The sequence below is a fragment of the Hymenobacter sp. BT188 genome (assembly GCF_014333585.1).
Lineage (GTDB): Bacteria > Bacteroidota > Bacteroidia > Cytophagales > Hymenobacteraceae > Hymenobacter.
In genome coordinates, this window is record NZ_JACSCW010000003.1 from 407,642 (window position 1) to 426,276 (window position 18,635).

General features: G+C 54.9%; 12 protein-coding genes. 4 read left to right on the forward strand and 8 right to left on the reverse strand.

Annotation, left to right across the window (positions count from 1 at the left end; translation table 11 throughout):
* Window positions 1–12: 12 nt before the first annotated feature.
* The 6 genes from H8B13_RS09865 to H8B13_RS09890 form a co-directional block, all read right to left on the reverse strand.
* Window positions 13–3,279 (reverse strand): reprolysin-like metallopeptidase, encoded by a 3,267-nt coding sequence (locus tag H8B13_RS09865; protein ID WP_187310631.1) that lies wholly within the window; start codon window positions 3,277–3,279, stop codon window positions 13–15.
* A gap of 198 nt (window positions 3,280–3,477) precedes the next feature.
* Window positions 3,478–5,433 carry a DUF3857 domain-containing protein gene (locus H8B13_RS09870; protein ID WP_187310632.1) on the reverse strand — a complete coding sequence of 652 codons (1,956 nt, stop codon included), beginning with the start codon at window positions 5,431–5,433 and terminating at the stop codon, window positions 3,478–3,480.
* A complete protein-coding gene (locus H8B13_RS09875) occupies window positions 5,430–7,496 on the reverse strand; it encodes a DUF3857 domain-containing protein (protein WP_187310633.1) in 2,067 nt (688 codons plus the stop codon). Before H8B13_RS09875 ends, H8B13_RS09870 begins: the two co-directional genes overlap by 4 nt.
* Window positions 7,497–7,673: 177 nt before the next feature.
* Window positions 7,674–9,707 (reverse strand): DUF3858 domain-containing protein, encoded by a 2,034-nt coding sequence (locus H8B13_RS09880; RefSeq protein ID WP_187310634.1) that lies wholly within the window; start codon window positions 9,705–9,707, stop codon window positions 7,674–7,676.
* A 165-nt stretch (window positions 9,708–9,872) separates the two neighbouring features.
* Entirely contained in the window at window positions 9,873–11,063 is a 1,191-nt protein-coding gene (locus H8B13_RS09885) for an MFS transporter (RefSeq protein ID WP_187310635.1), read from the reverse strand.
* A gap of 132 nt (window positions 11,064–11,195) precedes the next feature.
* On the reverse strand, window positions 11,196–11,639 hold the full coding sequence (locus H8B13_RS09890; protein WP_187310636.1) for a cupin domain-containing protein: 444 nt from the start codon (window positions 11,637–11,639) through the stop codon (window positions 11,196–11,198).
* 239 nt (window positions 11,640–11,878) lie between these two features.
* On the opposite strand from H8B13_RS09890, the gene H8B13_RS09895 reads away from it, so the two are divergent.
* On the forward strand, window positions 11,879–13,759 hold the full coding sequence (locus tag H8B13_RS09895; RefSeq protein ID WP_187310637.1) for an ABC transporter ATP-binding protein: 1,881 nt from the start codon (window positions 11,879–11,881) through the stop codon (window positions 13,757–13,759).
* A gap of 162 nt (window positions 13,760–13,921) precedes the next feature.
* The gene (locus tag H8B13_RS09900; protein ID WP_187310638.1) at window positions 13,922–14,512 is read left to right on the forward strand and encodes a DUF4136 domain-containing protein; all 591 of its coding nucleotides are present in this window, start codon (window positions 13,922–13,924) and stop codon (window positions 14,510–14,512) included.
* 30 nt (window positions 14,513–14,542) lie between these two features.
* Here the strand turns inward: H8B13_RS09900 and H8B13_RS09905 are convergent, their stop codons facing one another.
* Together H8B13_RS09905 and H8B13_RS09910 are read right to left on the reverse strand one after the other, a co-directional pair.
* Window positions 14,543–14,926 (reverse strand): DUF983 domain-containing protein, encoded by a 384-nt coding sequence (locus H8B13_RS09905; protein WP_261990304.1) that lies wholly within the window; start codon window positions 14,924–14,926, stop codon window positions 14,543–14,545.
* Window positions 14,927–15,102: 176 nt separating this feature from the next.
* Entirely contained in the window at window positions 15,103–16,017 is a 915-nt protein-coding gene (locus H8B13_RS09910; RefSeq protein ID WP_187310639.1) for a hypothetical protein, read from the reverse strand.
* A 163-nt stretch (window positions 16,018–16,180) separates the two neighbouring features.
* Here H8B13_RS09910 and H8B13_RS09915 point away from each other — a divergent pair, with 163 nt between their 5' ends.
* Complete coding sequence (locus tag H8B13_RS09915) at window positions 16,181–17,917, forward strand: LIC_10190 family membrane protein (protein WP_187310640.1); 1,737 nt, start codon at window positions 16,181–16,183, stop codon at window positions 17,915–17,917.
* 167 nt (window positions 17,918–18,084) lie between these two features.
* Window positions 18,085–18,585, forward strand: a complete 501-nt coding sequence (locus tag H8B13_RS09920; protein ID WP_187310641.1) for a redoxin domain-containing protein — start codon at window positions 18,085–18,087, stop codon at window positions 18,583–18,585.
* Window positions 18,586–18,635: the final 50 nt, after the last annotated feature.

Consider the following 18,635-nt stretch of genomic DNA (forward strand, 5'->3'; position numbering starts at 1 on the left):
TGCCTTGATGAGCTATTTTCTCACCAACCTTCTGATGCTGGTACCTTGGGCACTGGTAAGGCGCAGGTGGTAGATGCCCCGGCTAACTGTGCTCAAATCGAGACGGTAGGAGAGATGGTCAGCCATTTTGGGGAGCGTCTCCGAGCGAATGGTGCGGCCAATGGCATCCGTGATAAGCATCGTGACTGGGCCTCTTTGATTGTTATTCAGATTCACCTCAAAAATGCCCTCGCTGGGATTCGGGAACACTTCAAGATCAGCAGGAACGGCACTGACTACTGTGTTGCTTAGCACAGTAGGAATGGTGCAAAGCTCTAGCGCCCAGCCTGTCAGAGTTGCCTGCCCGGTGCTTTGATTGCGAATGGCGAGAGTCCAGTCGCCGGCGGCTAGGTCGTTTATCAGGTTTGCTAATGGTGACACTGGACGGACGGCTACACCTGACTCTGGGGGGCAAATTAGGGCAGCGGCCTGGTCGTCGAAGCTGGTATTCAGGTTGGCAGTACCAGCGCAGGCCCGCGCCAATAACGTAGCCTGTCGACCGCTTGGGCTCGTTAAAGTGAGTATCAAACCGTCTGCATTCGGAGCGGTAATTACCACGTTGCGAACCCGAATATTGCTTACCCGCTCCGTGCTGGATATATTGATAACGGCGGCCGCTTCCGCATTTGGACCAGCCGAAATAGAAACGGGTACTCGGGTAGCCACAATGCTTTGGCACACGCTTGGGCTGGTCTGAAACAGAATCGGTATGGAGTAAGGGCCCACACCACAGACGCTACGACCCCGCACGCGCCAAAAATACCGAGCCCCAGCCGCTAGCTCCTGTGTTGGCGTGAAAGTAGGATCGGACAGGTTGATTTGGGAAGCTACGATGTTCAGGAAAGTAACATCAGTGGCAATTTGCACCTCATAGGCCATAGCACCGGGCAAATTATTCCATCCAAAACGAGGTCGCTGGCTGGTTTGAAGCGTAGCATCCGGGCTTGTAGGCTGGGGCACCTGGGTTATGACCTGCTCAATCACCAAACTCACCCGTTGCTCCTGAACCAGACTGCCGCTTGTGCCTTTTATCAACAGAGAATAAGTTCCGGGCGTAGCCGCTGTGCCAACTGCTATACTCACGGCCGTAGTGCTACCGACCGCCACCGAGCTAGGCGCAAAATTGACTGTAACACCTGCTGGCACATCAGCAGCGCTTAGCGCAACATCACCCGCAAACCCGCCTGTTTGACCAATATTTAGGCCCAGCGTAGTGGAGGTGCCTGGGCAGAGCGCCAAAATGCCCCCCGGCAAGCAAGATGGCGTTAGATAAAAGGTTGGTGCCGTAATGGCTTGAATAGAGAAGTTCTGCGGGGAAATCGCAAAAAATATGTTTTCCGTGGCCTGTACTTTAATGCGTGCCGTGGTCGTATTCAGGCTAGCCGGAACGCTTATGATCTGGCAGCCATCGTTGGGAGTGGCGGCGGCAAGTGTGATGGGAAATGTAAGGCCGCCGTCTGTGGAAAGCAGAATATCTACTTGTGTGGCGTTGATAGGAGCCTGATCGGTAGCGGCCACAGCCCAGTTGACTTGCTGGTCGGTGTCAGCTTGCCAGCTAGCACCAACAGGGGCCACCGTGAATGGACCAGCAGTGCCTATCACGGCTACGCTGGTAGTATCGTAATCGGTGCCCCCGGCCGGCCGTTGCTGGTCGCGGGCTACCAGGCGAAAGTGCAGACGCCGGGCGTAGGTAGGTAGTAGCTCGCCGGGCGGCAATGTGGTAGCCGAAAGCAAGCTGGCTAAGTCCGGGAAAGTGCGGCTGGTAGAGGCGCTTGGGGGCAAAAAACGGAACAACGGCGCGTCACCAGCCGGAGTAGTCGGGTTGCCGGCGGGCCCCATGTCGTTCTGCTCCCAGATATAGGACACCGCGTCGCCGTTGGGGTCAGAGCCGGTGCCGGTAAGGGTAAAAGGTGTACGGGCTGGAATGCTAAAATTGCCCCCCGCATCCACTACCGGTGGCAGATTGCCGCTGCCGGTTATCTGAGCGCAGGTACCAAATGCCGTAACATAATCCAGGATCTGGTCACGACTGCGTGAGTGAAAATAAGGAAAGCTGCTCGGCTGAATATTCTGAGGTGCACAAAGGCCCGCATAACTCATGATCGAGCCTCCGCTGCCCGGCTCATACGCCCAACTAGCCGCGCGGCTACTGGTACAAAAACCAGTGGTGCCGTTGAAAGTGTGGTCGGCCCCAAACTGGTGGCCTAGCTCATGCGCCACAAAATCTACAGCAAAGGCATCGCCGCTGGGATCGGCCTGGCCCGTGGTGCCACCCGCTTTGAACGAGGCATTGCATACGGTTCCCACATAAGCCAAACCGCCTACTCGCGTACCAAATACATGTCCCAGGTCATAGTTAGCCGAGCCAATCAGCGCATCCGTGGTGCGCTGGTTTTCGGTGAGCAAATCAGAGGCGTTGGTATTGGTGTAAGGATCGGTGGCGGGATCCAGGAAAATCAGGGCCTCGTTGGTAGGCACCATTTGCAGCTGAATAGCCAGTTCCTGCTCATAAATTCCATTCACCCGGTTTATAGTCGTTACGATGCCAGCCAGAGCAGCGGCCTTCGTACCGCCTTTGGTAATCGCATATTCACCCGTACAAGCCACAGCCAAGCGGTAGGTTCGAAGCTGAGCGCCATTGGCCCGAAGCTGATTTGTGGTGGGGGGCAATTTGCGCTTCACATCAGTGGTAAGACAGGCCGCCCCGCCCTGGCGCATTGCCGAACGATAAAATACCCGATGGTTTACGGTATCACCCGGCGCGGCGGGGTCGATGTAAACGGTAGTGGCACCCGTCAGTATCTGCGCGTGAAAACCCGTCGGAGTCAGGTCGAGGTGAGCCGTAGTTGTCGGGTCATCCAGGCTTTGCGCAGAGTATGTTTTAATGCGCGGGTAAAGCGCGGCCAGCCGAGGGTGCAGCACAGCAGTTTCGGTTACTTGAAAGCGCTGGCTAGAGCCATCGGGTAAAGGAAGTGATAGCACTATGCCCTGATTAATCTTCGCACCTTTACGAGGAGCCGAAGCAGCTTGCAGCGCCGTGCGCATGGCTAATGTTTGGAAGCGAACCGCCCGAAACTGAGTTAGTCCGGAAACCGAAACCCGAGCGGCGGCAGAGGCCGGCGCAGCATCTATCCATGTAGTTTTAGGCGTCTGCGCAACCGCCGCAACCGTACTCAATAGCAAAAATAAAAGCAGCCAGCGCCCCGCAGGGCGGCCAGCCCAGAGAAAGGTTGAGGGCATATCGTGTCCAGAAACAACTATTGGCAAACAAGTTACGCGTCTACCCGAGAAAGGTGGCCTACCAGCAGTCAGGGCACTTGGATAATGTTTTTAAGCAACGTTAATAATTAACTTTCAAGCGCACCAGCCACTTAACAATTTGCCCCCCAAACATAAAAAAAGCCGGCTTGAAGCCGGCTTTTTTTAACACAAGGTTTTCTACGCTTCATTCTTCAACAACACCAGCTGCGCCTTATCAGCGGCGCTGATTTTACGACGAAACTCGACGTAGGCCGGATAATCGGTGCGGGGAAAGCGAGTACGGGGCATGTGCAAGCGGCGCACATATTGTAAAGTGCCGTCGGGTAAAGTTTGAATTTGGCTGGAATATGTCCCGAAGGCGGTTGTAAGCTGCACCGGGCTGGGTAAGGTTTCCGCCTGGAAGCCGGCTGGCACGTGAATGCGCACCGTATCGGCGTGCGAAAAGGCGTGATCAAGCCAGATATCGGCTCGGCGCTCACCTACAGGCGCAGCTAGGGCCGGCAGGCGACTGAGGAGATTGGGGGTAAGAAAAGCACGTTTGCCGCTCGGGGGGGCAAAATTAGGCAAGGTTAGACCAAGCGTTTCTACCACAGCCGGCAAAGCGGTACGTCGGTCGGAGGTGAGGTTAAACTTTGTGATGCTGAAGTTGGGTAACGGCAACGATTCAGCAATTCGCTTTTTCTGATCGGCATGGGAGAAGCCGTGAAGCAGCTGACTTTGGTCATCTTGCTCCTGCCCCGTCCGCACCGTCCGAATGCTGACAGTGGCCGTGCCCTGAGCATCAAGGTAAAGGTCTACACGCCGCTCACGCCGGTTTTCGACGGCGCCATAACGAGGCGTACGCACAATTTTGCCCCCCGTGGGCGTGAGCAGCAACGCGTGACGGTTGCCGGTAAAGCTGCCCATGTATCCGAACGCCTCATTCTGACTCGTGCATTCCAGCCACACCGTATCTGCCTTGGCCGCTTTCAGTGGTACGCACAGCACAACATGGTTGAACTGATTGCTCGGAAACTCCATCCGGATATCCGCTTCATCGGCCCGCACCAAGGCGCAGTAGGCCGTTACGTCAGCGGCTTTGAGCAAAGCCATGCAATAGTTCGTCAGGGCTTTGCAGTCGCCGTAGCCGGTAGCACTTACAGCGCTGGCCGGAAAGGTTTGCCAACCGCCTAATCCCAGTTGAATAGAGATGTAGCGCGTATTTGCCTGCAAATACTCATACACCTTGCGGATACGCGCCCGCTCGTCGGGCACATCTTTCACTAGCGCCGCGATGCGCGCTTTTACATCGGCGGGCAACATGTCGCGGCCCGCATTCAGGTCGTAATTCCACTGACCTAGCGTCTGCCAGGAGGTAAGTGCGCCCCGATGACCCTGTACCTCAAAGGCGGTGGGCGCAGTCAGGACGGCAGGCACCAACTCTTCCAGGGGCGGACCGGCTGGTTCTTGTTCCAGCGCCACCAAATTGGCTACCTGCCATTGGTATACATCCAGCGCGCCCTGCTTACTGCGAGCAACAGCCGAACTGCCGGGCAAGTGGCGCTCCTGGTAGCGTAGGGGCAGCTCGGCGGGCGTTATCACCCGAAATGAAGCGTGCTCTACCGCTATGTGCTCACCAGCCTGCGGGTGCCACGATGAATAAAACAGCGGATTGTCCGAAGTGACTTCATACTCAAATTCGACCGTGTACGGGTAACTGGCCTGACTTAAATCGGCCAAGCGGCCACGATTGTCGTTTGCAAGGCTGATGCCATCGGCGAGGCTGTAATCTTTTACATCCGAGGCTTTTAGTTGCCGAATAAGTCGCCCATTTGCATCATACACAGCACCGCGCAGGTAATTCACCGTGTTTAGCTGATCGTAAGAAACTAGCTCACCCGCCCAATGCTTACCATTGTCGTCGAGAATAGTAGCTGCCCGGCGCACCGTTTGCACCGTGCGCCCTACCGATTTTACCAGCAAAGTCTCCTCGTACTCGCGCACCACGGCATGAGCATTTTCAAGCAAGCTGGAGGGCAAATCTGACATTGCATATTTCGGTGGCTGCCCTCCGGCCCAGGCCGAAGAGGCAACCAAGCCGCTCAATGCCAAACCGAAGCCGGCCCGGCGTAGGGTGTGTAGAAAGCAGCTCATGATTTCTTCTTCAATACAATCTGCTCAGCGTGCTTGGCCAGCATGCGGCTATAAAATTCGCGCAGGTAGGTGTATTCTTCTGCCGAGTACACGGCCCGGCGCAACGTCATGCGGCTCATAATTTGAATAGAGCCCGTTGAAGCAGCCGCCTGATAAGTGAATACGCCGCCATCCTCGGGTAGCTTTACGGCCGTTGGCTTAGGCATTTCCTCCGGCTCGTATCCGGCGGGTAGAGTAATGTTGAGCTGTACTGTCTCATCAAAAGGAGCCGCGAAATCAACTGGGAAGCGACGCTCTTCGTGCACGAAAGGATTGCGCTCCGCACTGAAATGCCGTAGCAGGTTCAGATAAAGGGTAGGAGCAGGGGCATCGGCACCGGGTGCAGTAAACTCGTAATCTAGGGTGAGGGGCTTGTGCAGGGTTTCGCGCTCTTTGAAGGCATAGGTAGGAATGGTCCAGCCCTCATGAGTTTTGGCCATATCTTCCATGAATTTCTTCTCGCCCTTTTTTACCAGATTTTCACGCTGGTCCAACGCCGCATAGCCACCGTTTTCCTGGTGTACTTTGCCCTTCATACCCCCACGCTCATCCATCGTGAGGTGCACCTGATGATAGTTTACGTAGCGTTGCGTGGGCGTGAGGCTCACCCAGCGCGACTTGCCAGTGCCCGGCATCAATAAGCGACCGGTACCACTTAGGCAGCGCGTCGGGAGCATTCCAAAAGGGAGTAAGGCATCAGTAGCGTCGGCCATCAGCTCTTGGTTGCCAGGCAAAGCTACATGGGCGACCACGTAGTTGAAGCTCGACATCAAGGGCATCGTTTCCGTCAGGCGACCGTGGCTACGGGTGCTAAGAACCACTGGATTAGCCTCTAGGCCAGCGTCGCGCAAAGCTGCGATGAGCATTAGGTTTACGTCGGCCGAATTGCCTGTGTGTTGGTCGTAGATGTGCTTGAGCGAGCCGGTGCTCAGCATCCAGTCGGTGCCGTTGTGCTTCACGGCTTTGCGCACCATTGCGTGTACCGCCACAGCGCGGGCCGCCGGGTCGGAGTGCTGGGCAGTGATGGCCGCCAACTCCGCTTTCAGAAACCCGCCGCGCTTAAGCTGAGACCCTAGACTCTCGTGATTAAGCAACTCGTCGTCAATTTTTTGCCAGGAACCGGCCACGCTTTCGTAGGCCTGCCCAGGCCATTGTACACCCGCCAACTCAAAATCTACGCGAGCCACGTAATCCTTGGAAGTCGTCATGAAAGGCTCATCGCGAAAGCCGGGAACCTGCTTCATTGCCCAACGGTAATTGGTAACCCGAGGCGTAACAGTGGTGGACGAGGGTCCGATGCGGGCGTTGCTACCCCACGAAGCACTAGCGCCTTCAATGAAGGACCCGCCTTGGCTAAAGCTAAACTGCGTTATGCCCTCGTTGCGCTCCTGCACAGCCAAAGGCTCATAGCCCTGAAATAGCTGCTTATAATCGAAATATTCCGGAATAGCAGCCCGGTACTCGCTCCAGCGTACGGGGATGTAATACTGAAACTGCCAGTCCTGGAAGTTGAACAGAAAATCGGAGTTTACGGTGTAGGTATACTCAATTACGGAGCCTTCACGTACGTTGGGCAGCGTGAACTTGCGAATGAAGTTGTTAGTGGTCTGCTGCTCCATGAACGTCGCGTCGGAGGCCATTTTCTCCTTCACTAGCTGCCCGTTTACCATATTATAAGTGAAGCCGCGCAAGGCCGAAATCTTTTCCTCGTTGGAGCCTTTCTTATACAAAGGCACTTTCACCGTGGCCCAATCGTACCCCGATTTTTTGAGGATTTTGATACGGGTGACGCGCTCAAACACCAGCTTAAAGTCGCCGCTGCCAGTTTCGAAGCGCGTACGGCCGAAGTCGCAGAGCACGACGGCCTCAGCAGCACTGTCGGCTATAAAGTTTTTGGCGTCAAAGTCGGCCAAGTCGGGCTTACCAAACTTAATCGGGTCAGCCTGACCTAGGGCGGGAAGTTGGGATGCGCTCGTCAGTAGCAATAAAGTTAGAGCGCTACGATGGAGTAAGGTTTTCGGCATAAAGTATTGCTATTGAGTTAGGTTAAGATTATTCAGAGGAAGAAAAATGCTTCGAGGGATTACTAGGCAAAATCAAATTTTACAACCTGGAAGTTGACGATATTCTCTTGGCTCATGCCGTCAAAAAATACAATCGGCTCAAATATTAGATAAGTGATATATATTATAAATTCTTTGCTACTTGTGTTTTAACACAATTGACTCGGCATGCTTAGCTACCACGCGACTGTACAGCTCACGGAGTGCAGTGTATTCCTGAGCTGAGTATTCAGTTTTGCGCAGCTGAAGGCGGCTGGTGATGTGCAGCGTATTTTGCTGCGGCGTGATATTGAACTGAAAACGCCCCCCATCATTGGGTAGGCTCAGCAATAGGTTGGCAGGCAACTCCTGCACTTCATACCCGGCCGGCAACGTTAGTGCAATGGTCTGGGTATAGTCGCGTAGCATTCCAAAATCGACAGGAAATTGTCGGTCTTCTTGGCGGAACGGGTTTTGGCCTTCTCCTAAGTGGCGTAAAGGCTGTACATATAGCGTAGTAGCCGCCGCCTCACCCCCTGGTATTTTTACGCCAACTTCTACACTAAATGGTTGCTGCGAAGCGGCAACATTATTAAATACCGGGGCTGTTAAAGTCCACTCCGGCCAGCGTTGCTGCAAATTTTTGATAAATTGTTTCTCCGTGCTGCCCGCCAGAAGCTCCCGGGCTTCTGAGCCAGCATAGCCCGTGTGCTCCAGCTTAATTTTGCCCCCCAGCGCACCTTGTTCAGTCATTTCTAATTGAGCTGTAGTGTAGCGCATATAGCGTTGGGTAGGTACTAGTGACACCCAGCGCCCGCCTGTCTTGTCCATAAGCCGACCCTGACCATTGAGGCAGCGCTCTGGCAACGTGCCGGCCATGATGAGCGGCTCTGTAGCATCTACCAACACTTCTTTATTGTCGGGTAGTGTAACGAGGGCGGCTACGTAGTTGAACTGACTGAGCACGGGCAAATCAGTCTGGATGCGACCATGGTCGCGGGTACTAATCAGCAGCGGTTCCGCCGTAAGTCCAGCTGCACGCAGCGTGTTGATGAGAAGCAGATTTAGCTCGGCAGCATTACCGGTACCCTGTTCGCAGATTCGTCGTAAGGTAGCCGTAGTATACAATCTCCCTTGTCCATTATAGCGGACTGTGCGCTGCACCAGTGCCAACGCTGCATTCAGGCGCTCAGTAGAGTTAGGATATTGTGCAACAAATGCTGTTGCAGGGTTTGTGAGCGGTGTCGTCTTGCTCAGTGCTAAGCCAAATTGCTCATTATTTAGCAAGTCAGAGGCTATTTTGTCCCAAGTGCTCGTTATTTGTTGATACTCCTGCCCTGGATATTGAATGCCATCTAGTTCAAAGTCTAAGCTACTAAGGTAGTCGCGAGCCGTAGTCATGTAAGGTTCCTCGCGAAAAGCGGGCACATCCTTCATCGCCCAGCGCAGCTGAAGTGCTTGTCCAGTGATCATTTCCCTCCGGGTGATACTACTAGCTAAGCTACGGCCATCAAAATCCTTAGGGGCCCATTGAATAATTGTGCTGTACGAAACTGCTTGCTTCTCTTTTATGTCGAAAGGGAAGTAGCTGCGCTCAGTTGTCTTGTAGCGGAAAAACTCAGGTAAAACCGCTCTGTACTCACTCCAGCGCACCGGAATAGTGTGCTGAAATTGCCAGTCTTGTAGGTTAAACAGGAAGTCCGATTTGATGACGTAGGTGTACTCTATGATGGAGCCCTCACGCACATTGGGTAAGGTAAAAGCGCAGCGCACACGATTCGCGTCTACCTTTTCTTCGAATATGGCCTCCTTGTTCAGCTTTTCTTTCACTACCTGGCCATTCACCAGATTATAAGTAAAGCCTTTCAGACCACTCAGTTCTTCTTTCTGTCCGTCCTTGTGGTAAAGCGGCACCTGCACGGTGGCCCAGGTATAGCCGGCTTTGCGATGAATGCGCAAACGCGTGGTACGCTCAAACACCAACTCAAACCCTTCGTCGCCACCCCTGATCTTCGACTGACCAAAGTCGCAGAGAATTTCGGCCGCCGCTGTGATATCCGCTTTGGCCTGGGGGGCAAAATCAGCGGCCTTTACATCGCCAAATTGAATGGGTACTTGCTGGGCGCTGCAAAAATGCCCCCCAGCAAAAAATAGCATAGCTAGGGCTACGGCGCGGCCTAAAGGCGAAAGCATAAGGAAACGATAAAGGAGATAAGAATAGTCTAGGCTCCTTCATCCATAGCTCCTTAAAATAAGCTAAAATAACCGTGTAGGAAAGAGGCCGGTAATCCGGCAACCAAAAGTGCAAGATTGGTGCTTCTCTTCCAAGTTTTTCTGCTATATAGATTTATGTATACGTTAAGCGGTAGCGCGCACGCGCTCTTCCGCCCGTACACCCCATAGCAGATAAGCCAGCGCGGCAAGCGTAGCAATGGCTCCAAGCGCGTGTACGTAAGGCAAATGACTGGCAATGTTGCCGTACAGCCAGCCCGACAAAAGCGCACCCAGCCCAATGCCAGCCTCCAGCGCGATGTACATAGTGGCCACAGCCCGACCGCGCCGCTGCTCATGGCTCAGGTCGATGGTCCAGGCGTAAAGGGTAGGGGAGTTGAGACCCGCAGCCAATCCAAAGATTACGGCGGCGGCGAGGAATATTGGGACGGAGTTCGCCACAATCAGCAGGATCATGGAGAAGGCCAGTAGGGCAGCCGAAGCCCGCAGAATCGGGACACGGCCGTAAGTATCGGAGGCGCGCCCAGCCACCAGGCGAACCAGCAAGGACGCGGTGGTGAAGAAAGTGAAAAAAAGCCCTTTGTTAGCAATGCCCAGCAGCTGGCTTTGGTCGGGAATAACGGTGAGCACAATGCCGAAAGGAAACAGGCACAGCAGCGTAACAATAGCCGGCGCACGCACCTGAGGTTCCAGTACCTCATTCCACTCCAAACGCAGCAGACGCCAGCTAAACCGTTCGCGCTGGGCTTGCGGCAAGGTTTCGGTCATGGTGCCCTGCACAGCCAACGACAGTAGCGCCGCCCCCGACGAGCAATAGAACATCGTTTCCAGCGAAAACTGGTTGGTAATCAGACTGCCCACCACTGGTCCGGCTGCCATGCCCAAGCTGCCCGCCACGCCCAGCAGGCCCATCGCCTCGCCCCGCCGCTGGAGCGGAATAATATCGGCAATAAACGCGGCCGTGCCCGTGGGCTTGAATCCTGTACTAAACCCGTGGAGCAAACGCAGCAGCAGAAACCCCGCAACTGTGGTGACCCAGGGATAAAAGAACCCGCACAGAAAGCACACCAGCGAGCCAAATACCATCACCGGAATACGGCCTACGGTATCAGCCAGCTTGCCGCTGAACGGTCGCGAAATGCCCGCCGTGAGCGTAAAAAGCGCGATAATAAATCCTTTGTAATCGGCCCCACCCAGCCGCGTGAGATAATCGGGTAGCTCCGGCAGGAGCATATTGAAGCTGATGAAAAACAGGAATGAACTCAGGCACATTAGCCAAAAGCCAGCCGAGTAAATACTGTTCTTAAAGAAGCGCATAGGCGTAAAGGTACGCCTCCGAACGCCAGTTGGTTAAAGTTTTTGCCCCCCACAGGCAAGCAGCAGCGTAAGCAGAAACTCGAGGCCGGGTGAGCTCACTTTTACTTGCTCAGATAGGCTCATTGTCTGTTTTTACGGTAGAATCGTTACGCCATACTTCGCGCAGATTTGCGTAACGCCCGCAAAATCTGGCGGGCCGGGCGGAAGTTGGTTTATCTCCTCAAACATGCGCTCTATACCAGCCGGAAAGATGGATAAATGAACCTTGGCTTTTGTATCGCCAACTACCGTGAAGCGGTGCGCCACACCGCGCGGCACGTACGTTAGCTCGCCCGCTTTTAAGGTTTGTACCGTGTCTTCTACCTGAAACTCGACCGTGCCTTCCAGCACGTGAAACACCTCATCTTCATTAGCATGCACGTGCTTCGGAACGCCTACTCCGGGGTCGTTCCATTGCTCAATCAGCGTGAACTGATTGTTGGTGTCCTTCCCACTTAGCATAATACGCTGATGATCGCCCAGCACATTTAGCCGAGTTCCATCTTCCTGCTTCAGAATTTTAGCTTCTGCACTCATATTTGTCTGGCATTTATCGTGTTAAGGAAGATATTAAATATATCAGATATATACCATGGCTGAGCTAGTCCTCTTCAACTGCCGCCAGCTTTTTTAGCGCTTTTGCAGTTCAAGAAATTACTGCTTTCTATGCCTTAAGAGTATGTAGAGGAGATAAGACGAACCGCATTTTTAGGAAGTATGTATGTCAAAACGGCTGTCTCCGTAGTTCGGCGCGAAGTGTGTCGGTGCCATTTCCTATGCCTTGGTTCTCTGACTTTTTCGATAAAATTTCCGCTAAACGCCCCCGCCCCGATGGTAAGCCTGCTCTTACAGTGCGCGAGCGGTTTTCGGCACTAAAAAACATTCCGGCTTTCCTGAAGCTCATATGGGAAACTAGCCCCAGCCTCACGCTCGGCAATATTGGTCTGCGCTTGCTGCGAGCGGCTTTGCCGGTGGCTATGCTGTATGTGGGCCAGCTTATTCTAGACTCCGTGGTGAGTTTGGCGCGTTCGGGAGGCAATTCTGGTACCTCGTTGGGACCGCTGCTGAGCTTAGTGGCGCTGGAGTTTGGACTAGCCATTTTGTCGGATACGCTGGGACGCGGCGTAGCCTTGCTCGATAGTCTGCTGGGCGATTTATTCGCCAACCGCTCCTCCGTGCGCCTCATGGAACACGCCGCCGAACTCGACCTCGATCAGTTCGAGGACAGTACATTTTACGATAAGCTCGAACGCGCCCGCCGCCAAACTCTTTCGCGCACCGTGCTCATGGCACAGGTGCTTAGCCAGGCCCAGGACGCCATTACGATGGCGTTTCTGGCCATCGGGCTGGTTGCCTTCAATCCGTGGTTGCTACTGCTATTGTTGGTGGCCGTTATTCCAGCTTTTCTGGGCGAGTCGCACTTCAATGAGCGCAGTTACTCACTAGTCCACGGTTGGACGCCGGAGCGCCGCGAGCTGGACTACCTGCGCCAGACCGGCGCCAGCGACGAAACCGCCAAAGAAGTCAAAATCTTCGGCTTGTCGGGCTTTCTGATTGATCGATTCAAGTTGCTGTCGGATCAATTTTATCAGCAGAACAAAGCGCTAGTGTTGCGGAGAGCGGGCTGGGGGGCTTTTTTCGCGGCGGTGGGCGCGGCTGGCTACTACGCGGCCTACGTGTATATCATTTCGCAGGCCGTCAGGGGGCAAATTTCGATTGGTCAGCTCACGTTTCTGGCCGGCTCATTTGCTAGGATGCGCGGCTTGCTGGAAGGCATTCTGAGTCGATTTAGCAGCGTGGCCGAAGGCGCGTTGTATCTACAGGACTTCTTCGATTTCTTCCGCATTCAACCTCGCATTATTCGCGACGAAGCCCACGTTGTGCGGCCTTTCCCGCGGCCGATTCGGGTGGGGTTTCAGTTTGAAAATGTGGGCTTCAAATACCGGAACGCCGGCAAATGGGCCATTCGCAATCTGAGTTTCACCCTGCAAGCGGGCGAAAAGCTGGCGTTGGTAGGCGAGAACGGCGCCGGTAAAACAACTTTGGTCAAGCTGTTGGCCCGCCTCTACGACCCCACGGAAGGCCGCATTCTGCTCGACGGCCACGATTTGCGCGAGTACGACCCGGCCGAACTACGCCAGGAAATCGGTGTCATCTTCCAGGATTTCGTGCGCTTCCAGTTATCAGCTGGTCAGAATCTGGCCGTGGGCCGGATTGAGGAAAAAGAAAACCAGGACCGGATTCAGGCCGCAGCAGCTCAAAGCCTGGCCGATACGGTGGTGCAAAAGCTGCCCGCTGGCTACGATCAAATTATCGGGCGTCGCTTTGCTGGCGGCGTAGACCTAAGCGGGGGCGAATGGCAGAAAATTGCGTTGGGCCGGGCCTACATGCGCGATGCCCAACTCCTTATTCTGGATGAGCCCACCGCTGCCCTCGATGCCCGCGCCGAGCACGAAGTTTTTCAGCGCTTCGCCGACCTGACCAAAGGCAAAACCGCCGTGCTGATTTCGCACCGTTTCAGTACTGTACGTATGGCCGACCGAATCCTAGTAATTGAGAATGGTGAATTCGTCGAAATTGGCTCGCACCCGGAGTTGCTGGCCCGTGGGGGGCGTTATGCTGAGCTGTTTGCCCTACAGGCCGCAGGGTATAGATAGAGGTATGGTTTGGCGCTGAGGCCTGCCAGAATAACGGGAAAGCACGAACCAGCCGCATCAATGGCGTTAACCAATTTTTTTGCCCCTTTTCCACTGATTATCAAACCGTAAACAAAATCCATTTCGTATCTTGGGTATAGGTATCACCAATAGCCAACACCCATGAAACTATCGTTTACGCTGCTCCTTACTTTGCTGACACTAGCAATGACAGGCTGCTTCGCCTCACGTGAGGCCCGAGTCGAATCGGACTATAGCTACACTGGCAATTTTCGCCGTTATCGGACCTATGATTTCATTACCGGCCAAGGCTTAGCCGCCGATACCAGTCGCTTGGGCGAAGTACTCCGCGAGGCTATTCGGACCCGTATGCGGGTGCAGGGCTATAGGCCAGCACGCAGCCGCGCCGACCTGCTAGTCAACTTCCGCGTGTTTGAAGGTGATATGCGTTTTCGCGGCTATGCTCAGGAGGACCTCACGCGCTGGGTGACTACTGGCATCGTAGAAGACGACGAGACTCCTAAAGAGGAGCGGCAGGGCTACAAGCCAGTAAAGCTGCTGCTCACTGAAGGCACTTTGCTGGTCACGCTTATTGATAATAAAACCAACCGCGCTGTTTGGAACGGCTACGCTTCGGGCGTGACGGTGCCTCCAGGCGCGCAGGGCGAACAGGTGTTAAAGCGCTCGGTGCGTTCCATTTTCGACCGCTACCAGATCTTTACGGAAGGCTATCTGGAGAATAACCGGCAATAGCCCGTTTCCAGAGAGTTATCCGATCTGTCGCTATGCTTTGCGAGGCTGTTGTTCCGTGGTTTCGGCCCACCGTGGATTATAACGAACAAAGCCGAACAAATACAGCATCAGCGCCCGCGAATAGCGAAATACCAGCGGCATAGTGAGTACCGTGGCTACGGCTACGGTCAGCACGTACACCCACACGGCTGGGTCGCCGGCCAGATAGTAGAGACCGACGCCGCTGAGTGCAAAAATCGCTACTGAGAAGCCGTAGCTCACAAACATTGCCCCCCAGTAAAAGCCAGGCTCCGGCTCGTAGGCTTGTCCGCAAACCGGACAGGAATCCAGCATTTGGGAGAACTTGGTGACGCGATACGTGGGGTACTTAAACAATGGGCCTTGATGGCAGCGCGGACAGCGAAGGGCCAGCATTGCGAGGAAAGAAGAACGAATTGGCTTCATTGGTTAAGCTAAAAATTGCCCCCCAGACTGGTTTGATGCGGGCTGGGAACGGCAAGCCGTAAGCATACGGTGCTGTCTTACGTATGCTTACGGCTTAAGAGACAAAGAAGCTGCGTCTGGAAGCGTATTGCTGCTCCGCTGAGGAGTTAGCGGCGGCTGCCAGGTATGCGAAATTGCAGGCCGATAGAAGGCACAATAGTTACTCCCTTCAAGGTCGTGGAGCGATTATTCAGTAGCTGATACGTGCCGTAGTTTTGATAAAACACCGATACAGCCGGAATAATGTAGGCGTAGCGGTAGCCGATTTTGGCATTGATAAAACCGCCATAGGAGCCAAAATTCTGCTTCTGGCTTAAACCCGCTAATAAGTTATTGGTGCCGATCTGATATACCTTATTGGAATCGAAGCCATAGCGGACGAAGGTGTGCGTGTACACCACGCCAAACGACAACGCGCCAACTTCCTCTTCGGGGCCAAACGATTTGCTGAACACCAGCGGCACAATCAGGTCGTTGCGGTTGGCCCGAAAGCTGAGAACATCCGCAATATTATCAAGGAAGGGCAGGTTGGGCAGCTTGGCGCGCTGCGTGGCAAACTGCAACCCTATGCTGCCGTACATGGCACCCGCCTGGCCACCAGGACTTTCCGGTGTGCCCGTTGGACCCATAAACTGATACATGGCGTCAAAAACGTGCGAGCCGAAAGCGTACTTGTAGCCAGCATCTACGCGGTCGGTGACACCATAGCGCACGTATAGGTCGGCGGTGGGCTGCACTGGGTCGAGGACGTAGGCCAGAGCCGCCGCCTGTAGTCGGTCGACGGCAGCGCTATACTGCACGGTGTCTTTGCGGGCGGCCGCCGAAGCAGCGTCTTTCAGCGTAGAGCCAGCCTGGTCGAGGGTGGAGGTGGCCACATTGAAGGCCGTGTTGCCGCCTACCCGAAACTCGCCGCGGGGCGTGACCTTGCCCGAGCTAGTGAAGGTGCGCGGCGCGGTGCAAGCCGTGGCCAGCAGCGCCAGCAGGGGTAGATAGCGAAGGAGGGGCAGGCGGTGAATAGTCATGGAAGGAGAAGTAAAGCGGGGCGAAGTTGGTGAAAAAGCCCCCCAGCGCCAAAATCAGGCCGGAAGCCTAACTAATCGAATCAGAGTACCATAATGGTCCTGCATTCATCTGATTTGGGAGCACTTGCTGGTTTATCACCGCATCCTGGCATATTTGCCCCCCATGTTGACTCTATTGCTTTCCTGGCTCATAATGGCTGCCGTAACGACGGTGGTGGGACGGGCTGCGTGGAGTTGGTTGCGGAGCAAGGGTTTGCCTGACACCGAGCAAACCTTGCCGCTGGAGTGGCTCAGTTTGTTGGGCTTGTGTGTGCTGGCGCCTATCGTGGGGGGCATTTCGCTGAGCTGGGCTATCAGCGCGAATATTCAGCTGGTGATTGCAGTCAGTGCGCTGGCGCTAATGGTAACGCAACGAAAAGAAATAGCCGCTAATTTCCGACAAGGCTGGCAAGCATTTATTCACCCTGGCAACCGCTACTTACTACTTGCCGGCTTTGCCATACTGGGTGTGCTCGGCATTCGACTGCTCCATCAAAGCACGTTGGCTCCCGCTAATTTCGACTCAGGGCTGTATCATTTCCAGACCTTAAAATGGCTGAATGAATACCCAACAGTGCCGGGCCTGGGCAATCTGCACGGGCGGCTGGCCTTCAATTCCAGCTGGTTTCCGCTGCTGTCCTTGTTTCGCTATGGCAGCCCGGTGGGGCCAATATATGGGCTGGGGGGCTTTTTGTATTTGTTGTTGCTAGGGGCGTTGGTGCGGGCAGCGGTAGGAGCGGGGCGCGGCTCGCGCGCGGCCTGGGCGCTGCCGCTGCTATTCTTTTTACTGCTCTGGAGCTTTCAGATTTGGCTGTCGTCGCCAACTCCCGACTACGTGCTGCCCGTGCTGTTGATTTTTGCTTTTCTGCGCTATGCCCGCAAGTGGGAGCTGGGCAACGGTCGTCGCTTCGACGCTGATACTGTCCTGGTTGGGCTGGTCATTCTGCTGGCCGTTACGATAAAGCTTTCGGCGCTGCCGGCGTTGCTGCTGCCCTTGCACAGCCTGTGGGCCAGCCGAGGCGCCATGGCCCGTCGCCACTGGCTACTGGGGGCGGGGCTCGTATTTTGTATGCTCACGCCCTGGCTGGTGCGCGGCATTCTCTTATCGGGCTACCTCATCTATCCCGCCGCCGCCCTCGACTGGATTAATGTTGACTGGAAAATTCCGCTGGCCTCGGTTCAAAAGGAGCAGTACATGATTACAAACGTGGGGCAGTGGACAACGCATCCCACCTGTTTGCCGCCCCACCAGACGTTGGGTCAGTGGGTGCCACATTGGTGGCTTACGCAAAGCAACTTCATGCGGGGCGTTATGCTGCTGGCCGCCGGTTCGGTGGTGCCAGCAATAATACGCTGGCGCAAATTTCCTTCCCACGAAATAGGCTGGGCAATTGGCTGGCTAACCGCTTGGCTGGGGGGCTTTTTTTGGTTCTGGGCCGCGCCTGATTACCGCTTTGGGGTTGGGTTTTTGCTGATAGCTGGTTTTTGGCCCTGGTTGAATCTTGCTCCGACGCGGCCGCACAGCGGAGTCGTAGCGTGGTTGCCGATATTGCTGACATTGGCCTGGGGGCTTCATTCCCTGCGTGATCCACTGTACCAAATCCGTACGCAGCCCCAGGCTTTCGCGCACCGCCTGCTGTGGCCCGCCTCGGCCCCAACTGTGCCTACACTGCCCCTAAAACCAAGCAAAAACTTAGTAGTGCGCGTGCCACAGGTTGGTATTCAGTGCTGGAATGCCCCGTTGCCGTGCGCCACCTGCCCGCAAATTGAGGTAGAAATGCGCGGGACTACGTTGAGCCAGGGTTTTCGGCCGCCACCTGCCCCAACTGGCCGCATGTGCTGCCTGGAAGCACCTGAGTAGTTACAATCAACACCTGGCGGTCAGAAATAAACCGCTGCTGGCGAACCTTCCGTTTGCCAACGGACTATTACTAGCAATGAGTCGAATAGCTCAGTTTCTAAATGCGCATTTTAAGCTAAAGCCGTATGATTCGTGATAAATGGAGGCTAATACAACTGCTTGCTTATGTGTGCGTTGTCATAATTACGCTGCCAGCATTTAGTCAGAGCTCAGAGAGGAGCCCGAAGCTGGTGGCCACGGTGTATGTATTTCTGGCCGAAACCTGCCCAATCAGCCAACAGGCCACGTTGGCGCTGCGCAACCTGTATACAACCTACGCTTCCCGCGGCGTGCAGTTTGTTGGCTTATTTCCCGATCAGCAAACATCTGCGGCCGATATTGCCGCGTTTGGTCGAACGTTTAAAGTGCCTTTTCCACTGAGGCTGGACAGCAAAAAGCAACTTGCACGGCGTTTTCAGGCCAGTATTACCCCGGAGGTAGTAGTGGCGGCGGCCGATGGCCGTACCGTACTCTACCAAGGCCGCATTGATAATAGCTACGCGCGCCTCGGCCAGCGCCGCACCGTCGTTACCCAACATGAGTTGCGTGATGCGCTGGCTGCTATCACGGCTGGTAAGCCGGTGGCCAAGGCACGTACCGAAGCCGTGGGCTGCTTTATTGCAGAATAAAGAAATGAAGGGTGGCACCAACGCAGTGGAAAGCGTTATTTAGAAGTGTA